The following is an 11648-nucleotide window of genomic DNA, read 5'->3' as shown; positions in this document are numbered from 1 at the left end:
CGAAAGCGATTGTCGCGGTTGCGGCAATCGCTTTTTCTGTTTTCAACGCGCGATCGAAAAACATCTGCCCTGCCCTACCGGAGCGGGCATGGCGCAATTCGCTAATCCCGGGTCGCATCGTGTCATGTCGGCCCCCATCTCCCTCCGCATACTCATGACGACGATGTGTCCGGAACCACACCATGGAGAGCGAGACAATGATTACCACCGAAACCCGCCGGCGCGGCGGTCGCAGCGGAAGCGAGGCACGCCGGGCGGCGCGGTCACGCGGGCAAGGCACGAGTGTGCCGTACATCACCCGCAAGGTTCCCTTCTACGAAGTGCTCAACGAAGAAGGGCTCTCGATCATCGAGCACAACGCCGACACGATTCTCGAGGAGATCGGCATCGACTTCCGTGACGACCCGGAGGCGCTGCAGATCTGGCGCGATGCCGGGGCCGACGTGCAGGGCGAGCGGGTGCGCATGCCGCGCGGCATGTGCCGCAAGCTGATCCAGGAGCATGCGCCGCGCGAGTTCACGCAGGTCGCCCGCAACCCCGAGCGCAGCGTGCGCATCGGCGGCGCCAACACGGTCTTCGCCCCCGCCTACGGCTGCCCCTTCACCCACAACCTCGACGACGGCCGCCGCTACGGCACCATCGAGGACTTCCGCAACTTCGTCAAGCTCGCCTACCTGTCGGCGAGCCTCCACCACTCGGGCGGCACGATCTGCGAACCGGTCGACCTGCCGGTCAACAAGCGGCACTTCGACATGGTCTATAGCCACATGAAGTACTCGGACAAGTGCTTCATGGGCTCGGTGACGCATCCGGACCGCGCGCAGGACACCGTCGAAATGGCGAAAATCCTGCTTGGCGACCGGTGGATCGACCCCGAGACCGGCAAGCCGCGCACCGCCGTGATCAACCTGATCAACGCCAACTCGCCGATGACCTTCGACGACACGATGCTGGGCGCGGCGAAGGTCTATGCGCGCAACAACCAGGCCTGCATCGTCACCCCGTTCATCCTCGCCGGCGCGATGTCGCCGGTGACCGTCGCCGGCACGGCGGCGCAGACGCTCGCCGAGGCGATGGCCGGCATGGCCTTCGTCCAGCTCGTCAATCCCGGTGCGCCGGTGGTGTTCGGCAGCTTCGCGAGTTCCATGTCGATGCAGTCCGGTGCACCCACGTTCGGCACCCCCGAGCCCGCACTGGTGCTGTACGTGATGGCCCACCTCGCCCGCCGCCTCGGCGTTCCCTTCCGTTCCGGCGGTTCGCTGACGGCCGCCAAAGTTCCCGATGCGCAGGCCGCGAGCGAAAGCGCCAACACCCTGCTGCCGACCGCGCTGGCGGGCGTGAACTTTGCGTTGCATACCGCGGGCTGGCTCGAAGGCGGACTCGCGATGGGTTACGAGAAGTTCATCATGGACGCCGACCAGGCCGGCATGATGCAGATCCTGATGGGCGGCGTGGACTTGTCCGAGAACGGCCAGGCGATGGACGCGATCCGCGATGTCGGCCCCGGCAAGCACTTCCTCGGCTGCGCCCACACCCAGGCGAACTTCGAAAACGCCTTCTACCGCTCGCCCATCGCGGACAACAACAGCTTCGAGCAATGGGACGCCGAGGGCCGCCTCGACATGGCCCAGCGCGCCAACGCGCGCTGGAAGAGGATGCTCGCCGAGTACGAGGCGCCCGAGCTCGACCCCGCGGTCGACGAGGCCCTGCAGGCCTACATGCGCCGGCGCAAGGAATCCTTCCCCGACTCGAACACCTGAATGACGGCCGGCCCCGACATGGTCGGCCGGCGCAGAATCGGTCTGCGCGCAGGCGATTGCATGACGTGTCGGCAATCGGGATAATTTGTTCCGTCACAGCAAAACGGAACACGGTGCAAATCCGTGGCGGGCCCGCCGCTGTAATCGGGGACGGATGCCGCACATGCCACTGCCCAGGGGAAACAGACCCGGCGGGAAGGCGCGGCTAATCCGGCTGATCCGAAAGCCAGAAGACCTGCTGTGACGTGGTACAGGGAGCCTGTGGACAGGGCTTCGCGGTTGCATTCCGTCGGGATGCGGCCGCGAAGCCCTTTTTCTTTTCCATTACCGGATGAATCGAATGCATTCTGAATTTTCCGTGCCAGCCCCGGATCGGGCGTTTGCCGTTGCCCTGCAGCACAAGATCGATCGCAAGACCAAACCGCTCGGCGCGCTCGGTGATCTGGAAGGCCTCGGACTCAAGATCGGGCTGGTGCAGCAGAGCCTCACACCCGCGCTGAGGAACCCTCACGTGATCGTCTTCGCGGGCGACCATGGAGCGGCCAAGGCGGGTGTGTCGGCCTACCCGCAGGACGTGACCTGGCAGATGGTCGAAAATTTCCTCGCCGGCGGCGCAGGCATCAATGTCTTCGCCCGTCAGAACGGCCTTGGGCTGACCGTGGTCGATGCCGGCGTAGCACATGATTTCGGTCCGCGCCCGGGGCTGATCGATGCCAAGGTGGGGCCGGGAACGAGGAATTTTCTCGAAGAGCCGGCGATGACCCGGGCCGAGTGCGCCACAGCCATGGAGCGCGGCGCCGGCATCGTCCGCACCCTAGCCGTCGACGGTTGCAACATCGTCGGCTTCGGCGAAATGGGTATCGGCAACACCGCCGCCGCCTCGCTCATTACCCACTGCCTGACCGGAACGCCGCTGGCCGATTGCATCGGGCGCGGCACCGGCCTCGACGACGCCGGCGTTGCGCGTAAGCGCCAATTGCTGGAAAAGGCCCTCGCCCGCACCGGCAAGGTGGACGATCCCCTGTCGGTGCTCGCCGAATTCGGCGGCTTCGAAATCGCGATGATGGCGGGCGCGATGGTGGCGGCAGCCCGGGCCGGGATGGTGCTGCTGATCGACGGTTTCATTGTCGGATCGGCTGCACTGACGGCCGCCCGCCTCGCGCCGGCCATCACCGACTACTGCGTGTTCTGCCACCGTTCGGCCGAGCCCGGCCACCTTGCGCAGTTGAGCGCGCTCGACGCCCGCCCGCTCATCGACCTCGGCTTGCGCCTGGGCGAAGGCACCGGCGCGGCGCTGGCCTATCCCCTGGTGCAGGCGGCCGTCAATTTCGTCAACGAGATGGCGAGCTTCGAGTCGGCTGGCGTTTCCGACAAGGAGTGATGCCGCGCAGCGGGCTCCGGGACCTCCCCGGAGCCCGCTGTTTCGTCACGCAGCCCGATCTGCAGCTGCCCTGGGCGTGCGCCGGCCGGATTTCATCAGCATCACCTTGCCGACGCCCCGTGCGACGCCTTCGCCCCGTTCCATCTTCGTCCGCTCGCAAGCAGGCGGCCGGCCGACTCGGCATCGAGCGGGCGCGAGAACAGAAAGCCCTGACCGAAGGCAACGTTCAGTTCGCGCAGCCGCGCGAGCGTCGTCGGCGTCTCGAGGCCTTCGGCCACCACGTCCATGTTGAGACTGCGCGCGAGGGCGACGATGGCCTGCACGATTTCGTCGTGCCGGGCCTCGATGTCCATTCTCTGCACGAACGACGCGTCGATCTTGAGGATGTCCAGCGGGAAGCGGTGCAGATACGACAGGCTCGAGTAGCCAGTGCCGAAATCGTCCATCAGGAACTTGATCTGCTCGCCCTGCAGCCGTTCGAGCACCGCACGGACAGCGTCACTGCCGTCCATGAGGACGCTCTCGGTGATCTCCAGCTTCAGATAACGGGCCTCCAGCCTGGCCTCGGTCAGTGACTGGAGGACGGCATCGGCGAGGTCGGGCTGGGCGAACTGGACCGCGGAGACGTTGACGCTCACCTGCGGGCGCCGCTGCGGAAACTGCGCCTGCCACGCGCTGATCTGGCGACAGGCTTCCTGCAGCGCCCAGCGTCCGATGGGTACGATCAGGCCGGTGTCTTCGGCGATCGGGATGAATTCGGTCGGCGACACGAGGCCCCGCACGGGATGGCGCCAGCGCAGCAGGGCCTCGAAACTCTCGATTTCGCCGCTGGCGAGATTGACCAGCGGCTGGTAATAGAGCACCAGTTCGTCGCGCTCCTGTGCCCGGCGCAGGTCGGTTTCCAGGCCCAACTGGTTGACCGCGAAGGTGTGCATCGTCGTGTCGAACACCTGGCAGCGCCCCTTGCCCTGCGCCTTGGCGCGCTGGTTGGCGGTATCGGCGTCGCGCAACATTTCCTCCGGCATGGCGTAATCGCCCGGCCCCATGACGATGCCGATGCTCGCCGAGGTGAACACCTCGTGGCCGTCGATCGACAGCTGCCGCGCGAGCGAAGCCTGGAAATCCCGCGCGAAGGCAGCAGCCGCATCGGTGCTGGACATCCCCTCGACGAGCAGCGCGAACTCGTCGCCGCCGAGGCGGGCGACCGTGTCGCGTGGGCCGATCCGCGCCTTGAGCGCGCGCGCCACCGCAAGCACCAGCGCATCGCCGACGTTGTGACCGAAGCTGTCGGTGATGATCTTGTAGCGGTCGAGGTCGACCAGCATCACGGCAAAGTGGCATCCGCCAGCGCCGGCGAGCGCACAGTGCAGCCGTTCCATGAACAGGGTGCGGTTGGGCAGGCCGGTCAGTGCGTCGTGCAGGGCCTGGAAGCGCAGCCTCTCCTCGGCGAGCTTGCGTTCGGTGATATCGGTCTGCGAACCGGCGATGCGGTACGGCTGCCCAGCCTCGTCGCGCACGGCAAGACCGCGCGTGAGCATCCAGAGCAGCTCGTTGCGCTGGTTGCGCATGCGGTGCTCGCTTTCGAAATGCGCCGTGGCGCCCGAAAGGTGCGCCTGCAGCCGGGCCTCCACGCCCGGCCGGTCCTCTTCATGCACGCGTGAGATCCATTCTTCGATTCCGTCACCGATTTCGTCCCCGGCGTAACCGAGCATGCTTTTCCAGCGCGGCGAGTAGTACACACACCCGGACCGCAGGTCCCAGTCCCACAGGCCGTCGTTGGCGCCCTGCGCAGCGAGCGCGTAGCGCTCCTCGCTCTCGCGCAGGCGTGCCTCGGCGAGGCGGCGCGCGCGGCGTACCGCGACTTCGCGCAGTTCGCGTTCCACCGCCGGCACCAACCGCGCGAAATTGCTCTTGAGGATGAAGTCGTGGGCACCGGCCTTGAGCAGGCGCACCGCGGTTTCCTCGCCGATGGTGCCCGAGACCATGATGAACGGCAGATCGCAGCCGCAGCGGTTGAACAGCTCCAGCGCCGAGGGGCCGGAGAAGTGCGGCAGCGTATAGTCCGAGATGACGAGATCGAAGGTGCCGCCGCCACCGAGGGCGGCCTGCATCGCCGGCGCGGTTTCGACGCGCGTCGGCAGCGGATCGTAGCCGCCGCGACGCAGTTCGCGCACGATGAGCAGCGCGTCGTCCTCGACGTCCTCGACGATCAGCACCTTGAGCGGCTGGCCGGCCATGATGGCTATCCTTGCACGGGCGGCGGTTCGTTGAGATCGAGCCAGTACACACCCAGCTGGCGCACGGCCTCCATGAATGCGACGAAATCGACCGGTTTGCGGATGTAGCTGTTTGCGCCACACCCGTAGCCTTCGAGCAGGTCGCCCTCTTCCCTGGACGAGGTCAGGATCACCACCGGCAGGATGCGCGTGCGCGCTTCCGCGCGCAGCTGCCGCAAGACTTCGAGCCCATCCACCTTGGGCAGCTTCAGATCGAGCAGCACGACCGCGGGCAGCGGTGTGCGCCCGTCGAACAGGTAGCCCAACGCCTCGGCACCATCGCGCTTGACCACGACGCTGGTGATGTTGTGCTTGCGCAACGCGCGCAGGGTCAATGCCTCGTCGTCCGCGTTGTCCTCCACGAGGAGTACGGTTCGGTTTTCCATTGCATAGCCTCCCTATGGATGCTCGTGGCCTTGCCACTCGATCGCGGCATCATCGGGGAGCGTAAAGCGGAACGTTGCCCCCGCTTCCACCGCAGCTTCCGCCCACACCTTGCCGCCATGACGGTGAACAATGCGTTGCACACTGCTGAGACCCACGCCGGTGCCCGGAAATTCGGCCGCCGTGTGCAATCGCTGGAATGCCCCGAACAGTTTGCCGGCGTACGCCATGTCGAATCCGGCACCGTCGTCGCGCACGAAGTACGCGATGGCACCGTCGTCGCGCCGTTCGGTGCCGAACTCGATCCGCGCGCGCCGATGATGCGCGGTGTACTTCCACGCATTGCCCAACAGGTTCTCCAGCACGACACGCAACAGGCGTGGATCGGCCGCCGCGGCGACGCCGTCCGCGATGACGAATTCCACCTCGCGCAGCGGATCGGCCTCGCGCAGTTCGTCGGCAACCGCGCGCGCCATGGCCGACACATCGACCCGCTCGCGCCGCATCTCCGCGCGCGACAAGCGCGACAGCGTGAGGATGTCGTCGATCAGCTGCGCCATGCGCTGGCTGGCAGCGCGCACGCGCCGCAGCGAGTCGCGCCCCTCTTCGTCCAGGCGATCCGAATAGTCTTCCAGCAACACCTGGCTGAAGCCATCGATGCTGCGCAGCGGCGCGCGCAGGTCGTGAGACACCGAATAGGAGAAAGACTCCAGCTCGCGGTTAACCTCTTCGAGTTCGGCCGCGCGCCGCTCCAAGGCGCGGTTGAGGTGCTCGATGGCGGCCTCGGCCTGCTTGCGCTCGGTGATGTCGCGCAAGGTCGCGGTAAAGACCGTTTCGCCCGTCAATCGGAGCTTGGAGATCGATGCCTCGGCCGGAAACTCGGTGCCGTCCTTGTGACGCCCGGAGACCGACCCCCGCGCGTTCATTTTCCGCGTGACGTCTTCGGACCGGCCGAACGCGGCGACGTGTTCCCGGTGCACTGCCCGCAGCCGCTCGGGAAGCAGGATGTCGAGGGGCTGGCCCAGGACTTCGTCTGCGCGGTAGCCGAAGATCTGCTCCGCCCCCTTGTTGAACAAGGTGATGCGCTGCGTCTCGTCGATGGAGACGATGGCATCGGCGGCGATCTCGAGGATGCCGGCGAACCGGGCGCGCGCCGCATGCGCCTCTTCCTCCGCGCGCTTGCGCTCGGTGATGTCGCGCCCTTCCGGAATGAGCAGCACGACTTCACCATGCTCGTCGTACACCGGCTTGAGCGAGAAATCCAGGGTGCGGATGGTGTTGTTCGCACCGAAGGCGTCGATCTCGTAGCGCACGAACTTGCCTTGCGCGGCCTCAGCGATGGCCAGCCGCAGTCGATCCCGCACTTCCTGCGAAATGCGCCACCACCGCGTCTCCCAGAAAGGGCGACCGACCACGTCGATACGCTCGGCGCCGACAAAGTCGAGCGCTGTCTGATTGGCTTCGAGCACGGTGCCGTCCGGGGTGAGCAACCCGGTGAACTGGAACGTCTGGTCGAAGATGGCACGAAAGCGGCGCTCGTGCTCGAGCATTGCCTGCTGCGCCCGCTTGCGCTCGGTAATGTCCGAGGCGATGCCAAGGTAGCCGGTAATCTCACCTTGCGCATCCCGCAGCGCAGTGATGGAAAGCCGTACCGGAACGCGCACGCCGTCCTTGCGCACGTAGGTCCATTCGTCCTCGTCGAGCTGGTCGCGCTGCGGTCTCACCGTGAAGACCTCGAAGCCTGCAGCCACCGGTTTGCCCAGTTCGCGCGAGAGCGCCGCCGCGCGTTGCGCCATTTCCTCCGCGTCATGGAAGATCTGCGGTGTCGCCCGGCCCACGAGTTCCGCGGCCGAATACCCCAGCATGCGTTCGGCCGCGTGGTTGACGGTCAGGATCGTACCCTGCGTGTCGGTGGAGATGATCGCGTAGCTCGCGCTGTCGAGGATCGCCTGCAGCACGGTGAGCGTCCGCATCAGTTCGAGCCGGGTCCGCCTGCGCTCGGTGATGTCGGTGGCGATGCCGCACAAGGCGTATATGCGTCCGTCGGCGTCCCGGACGGGAAACTTCATCGCCAGGTAGCTGCGCGGCTCGCCTTCCTGCTGGAGGACTTCCTCGACTTCCACCGGTGCGCCGGCCTCGAGCACGTGGCGGTCGTCTTCGCGCAGCCTTTCGGCAACGTCCGGCGGAAAGAGCTCGGCGCAGGTCTTGCCGACGATACCCTCGCCGCGCAGATTGAAGACCCGCTCGAAATACCGGTTCACGAGCAGGTAACGCCCTTCGAGATCCTTCATGAAGATGATGGCGGGCGTATTTTCGAGCAACGCCTCCATCTGCCCCTCATTCACCCTCAAGGCGGCGGCGGTCTGTTCCAGCCGTCGCGACTCCTCCTCGAGGCTGGCGGTGCGTTGCTGTACCCGCAGTTCGAGTTCCTCGCGGACCTCCCGCTCCCGCTGCGCCGCCAGGCGCAGTGCACGGCTCAGGGTGTCGAGCTCCCGGATGCGGGTGTCCGGGATGTCGGGCGCGATACCCCGCTGAAGCGCCCCTGCCGAGGCGGCCAGTGCGGTGAGCGGCAGCGCCATGCGTCGTTGCAGCCGGTGCGCGAGGTAGGCCGCTGCGCCGAGAAGCAGCACCGCCGCGATCAGCCACGGAACGAACATGTGCAAGACCGGCGCGAGGAGTTCGTGGCGGGGAATCGCGATCACGATCACCCAGTCGGCCGACGCCACACGCCGATACGCGTATACGATGGGCACGCCTTCGAGGTCGGTAGTTTCACCGACGCCTTCGCGCCCCAGCGCAACGACCCGATCGAAAGGAGCCGCAGCCCGGGCGCCCAGGTATTGAGCCTGATCCGCACTGCGCGCGATGATCCGCCCGTTGGCATCGACCACCGCAGCGTTTGCGGAGCTCGAACCGCCCTGGCTGCCCACCAGCGCGGCCAGCGCGTCGGGCGTGAAACCCATGTTAAGCGAGTAGCGTGGCTCGCCGTTGCGCAGCACCGGCACGCTCGCACTCAGCACGGGCCGCCGGGTCACCGGACCGTAGAACAGGCTCGTGACACTGGCGTGTCCCGAGCGCAGCGGCTCCAGGATGCGCGTGTCGAACGAAGGCAGGTGCCGCCCCTCCCATTCGATCTCCTGCCTTTTCGCATACATCTGCAGCAGATTGGGCAGAGGGGCGCCGACGGGAGCCTGCGTATTGACCACCATCTGCCCGGATGGCTCGACCAGCACGACCCAGCCGAGCGCGTGCGGCGACATCGCGGCAGCGGCGATCTCGTGGAACCCGGTCCAGTCGCGCCTATCGATCTCCGGCAGCGCGGCGAGCGTATCGAGGATTGCCAGATTCATGCCGAGCTCGCGCTCCACCGCCAGCGCCAGCGTCTGCACGCGCTCACGCAGCCCCTCGACGGCCACGGTGCGATACGTGTTCCACTGCAGCCACAGGAAGCCCGCCCCCACCAGCACGAGCGGCATGAGCGAAGCCAGAACCAGCCGCAGCAGGGCTGCACGCAGCGATATCCCAGGGGCAACACGCTCACTTGTCATCGACTCCCCCTGAATCCGATCTGTATCGACCACCTTGGAGGTTGTTCACGCCCGGCCACTTGCACTGCCACGTTATAGACCGTGCGTGAAAGACGTCCACTCCCCCTCTTCTGGACCTTTTTTGGAAATCACCATCGTGAGCCGTCACGTCGCCCGGGATCGCCCCCCGGCAAACACTTCTTCCGTCAACACGCGCAGGACGGAAGGGGCGGATGGCTGCCTACGCATCGGCCTGTGGCAGCGGGACTTCGGCGAGCGGCCGGAGCGGCGGGAAACTGACGCGGATGCGGGTGCCCCCCTCGGAAGTCGCGTCGGTCAGTTCGATATCGGCGTTATGCCGGTCGGCCACTTCCTTGACGATGGCCAGCCCCAGCCCGGTACCGGTGCCCGGGGTCCCTTCGGCGCGATAGAACCGGTCGAAGATGCGCCCGCGCTCGGATTCCGGAATTCCCGGCCCGGTATCCTCGACCTCGATGTAAGGCCGGTGCTCGTCGCCGACGCCGCAGCGGACGGTGACCACGCCTCCCTGCGGGGTGTAGCCAAGGGCATTGTCGATAAGATTACTGAGCAGTTCCCGAAGCAGCCATTCGGAGCCCTCGATCACCGCCGCCTCCGGCTCGAAACCGAGGTCGATGTCCTTCGCCAGCGCGGCGTCGAACCAGTTCGATGCGCAGGACTGCAACAGCACGGCCAGGTCGACAGGCCGGCGTTCGTGCACCACGTCGGCTTCGGAGCCCGAGCGGGCCAGGGCCAGCAACTGATGCGCGAGGTGGCCCAGGCGCTGGGTGGCATCGCGCAGGTGGGAAATGCGGTTGCGATATTCCCGCGGCAGTTCTTCGGCCGTCAGTTCGAGCTGGATCTGCAGCCCGGCGATCGGGGTCTTGAGCTGGTGGGCAGCATTGGCGAGGAAAGCCTGCTGGGCAATGGCCGCCGCCCGCAGATCCTTGATCAGGGCGTCTATGGCATTGAGCAGGGGGACCGCCTCGCCGGGGGCGTCGCCCTTGGGCAGAGGGCTCAGGTCGCGCGGCGAACGCAGGCCGATTTCCTCGCTGAGGTGATTCAGGGGCGCAAGGCCGGTGCGGATGCCGAAATAAACCAGAGCCAGCGTGGCGACAATCATCAGGACATTGGGAAGAATCATCGCCGCGAGAATTTTCGACCCGGCGCGCTCGCGCTTGCGGGTCGTCTCGGCCACCACCACCGTCACCACCCCCCGCTCCGTTTCCAAACGGTAGGAGACCTTGCGGATGCGGTGGCCGCGTAGCCTGGCATTGGTAAAGAGCGGGACCAGGCTGGCCGAGAGCGCATCCGGCTTGAGATCGGCATCGCCCGCCAGCAGTTGCCCGTCCGGGCCATACACTGCGAGGAATCCCTCGTCGGTGGTATCACTGCGCAGAACCGCGTCGGCCGCCGCCGGCAGGTCGACCTCGAGTGTCGGCCCGGATGAGCGGACCCGCGCCGCCAGGGCGAGAACATCGTCGATCAGGGCATGATCGTAGGCTTCCTGCGCGGGATTGAAGGCGAATTGATAATCCGTCGTCAGGCTGATCACCAGCAGACCTGCCATGGGCAGCAGCAGGAACAGGAGCAGCCGCTGGCGCAGCGTCCGCCGGTGGCGTTCAGGCCGTCCCGGTTTCATCTAGCCGGTACCCAATGCCGCGCAAGGTGCGGATTTCGACACCACAGCCCTGCAGTTTGGCGCGCAGCCGGGAAACGTAGATTTCCACGGCATTGGCGGTCAGTTCCTTGTCCCACTCGCTCAAACTTTCCACGAGTTTCTGCTTGACGACGACGTTCGGGCTGGCGAGCATCAATTGCTGCAGGATTTCCCATTCACGCCCGGTCAGTTCGAGCGGTGCCCCGTTGGCGGTCGCGACGCGCCGGGCGAGGTCGAGGCTGACCTGGCCGGCACTCAGTTCCGACGAGACTGCCGAACGGCTGCGGCGGATCAGCGCCCGCATCCGGGCGAGCAACTCCGGCAGGAGGAAGGGTTTCACCATGTAGTCGTCGGCACCGAGGTCGAGGCCGACGACCCGGTCGTCGAGGCCGTCCCGGGCGGTCAGAATCAGGACCGGCAGCTGGACGCCGCGCCGGCGCAGGCGGCGGATGAGTTCGTGACCGTCCATGCGCGGCAGGCCGATGTCGATGATGGCGAGATCGTAATGGGTGAAACCGAGCGCCGATTCTGCAGGCTCGGCGGCAGCCAGGTGATCGACGGCGAAGCCGGCCTTTTCCAGCCCCTCGCGGATGCCCGCGGCCACCAGGAGGTCGTCTTCCACCAGGAGAACACGCATTTCGG

The 11648-nt window shown here is 66.4% G+C and carries 7 protein-coding genes and 1 riboswitch; of the genes, 2 read left to right on the top strand and 5 right to left on the bottom strand.

Annotated features, from left to right (window positions below):
* Positions 1 to 197: 197 nt before the first annotated feature.
* Together CDA09_RS10875 and cobT are read left to right on the top strand one after the other, a co-directional pair.
* Complete coding sequence (locus CDA09_RS10875; protein WP_121428643.1) at positions 198 to 1760, top strand: trimethylamine methyltransferase family protein; 1563 nt, start codon at positions 198 to 200, stop codon at positions 1758 to 1760.
* A 79-nt stretch (positions 1761 to 1839) separates the two neighbouring features.
* Positions 1840 to 2017: riboswitch (cobalamin riboswitch) on the top strand.
* A gap of 83 nt (positions 2018 to 2100) precedes the next feature.
* The gene (gene cobT / locus CDA09_RS10870) at positions 2101 to 3141 is read left to right on the top strand and encodes a nicotinate-nucleotide--dimethylbenzimidazole phosphoribosyltransferase (RefSeq protein ID WP_121428642.1); all 1041 of its coding nucleotides are present in this window, start codon (positions 2101 to 2103) and stop codon (positions 3139 to 3141) included.
* 101 nt (positions 3142 to 3242) lie between these two features.
* On the opposite strand, the gene CDA09_RS10865 is transcribed toward cobT, so the two are convergent.
* The 5 genes from CDA09_RS10865 to CDA09_RS10845 all read right to left on the bottom strand — a co-directional run bounded on the left by CDA09_RS10865 (position 3243) and on the right by CDA09_RS10845 (position 11643).
* Positions 3243 to 5378: a two-component system response regulator gene (locus tag CDA09_RS10865; RefSeq protein WP_121428641.1), complete on the bottom strand. Its 2136-nt coding sequence runs from the start codon at positions 5376 to 5378 to the stop codon at positions 3243 to 3245.
* A gap of 5 nt (positions 5379 to 5383) precedes the next feature.
* Positions 5384 to 5803, bottom strand: coding sequence for a response regulator (locus CDA09_RS10860; RefSeq protein ID WP_121428640.1), 420 nt, complete (start codon positions 5801 to 5803; stop codon positions 5384 to 5386).
* A gap of 12 nt (positions 5804 to 5815) precedes the next feature.
* The gene (locus CDA09_RS10855; protein WP_121428639.1) at positions 5816 to 9349 is read right to left on the bottom strand and encodes a PAS domain S-box protein; all 3534 of its coding nucleotides are present in this window, start codon (positions 9347 to 9349) and stop codon (positions 5816 to 5818) included.
* A 220-nt stretch (positions 9350 to 9569) separates the two neighbouring features.
* Positions 9570 to 10988 carry a sensor histidine kinase gene (locus tag CDA09_RS10850; protein WP_121428638.1) on the bottom strand — a complete coding sequence of 473 codons (1419 nt, stop codon included), beginning with the start codon at positions 10986 to 10988 and terminating at the stop codon, positions 9570 to 9572.
* The gene (locus CDA09_RS10845; protein WP_121428637.1) at positions 10969 to 11643 is read right to left on the bottom strand and encodes a response regulator; all 675 of its coding nucleotides are present in this window, start codon (positions 11641 to 11643) and stop codon (positions 10969 to 10971) included. The genes CDA09_RS10850 and CDA09_RS10845 overlap by 20 nt, the downstream gene beginning before the upstream one ends.
* Between the last annotated feature and the right edge of the window lie 5 nt (positions 11644 to 11648).

It is taken from the genome of Azoarcus sp. DN11 (genome assembly GCF_003628555.1).
Classification (GTDB): Bacteria; Pseudomonadota; Gammaproteobacteria; order Burkholderiales; family Rhodocyclaceae; genus Aromatoleum.
Note: the sequence above shows the minus strand (reverse complement) of the source record. Positions and strands in the feature narration are given on the sequence as shown.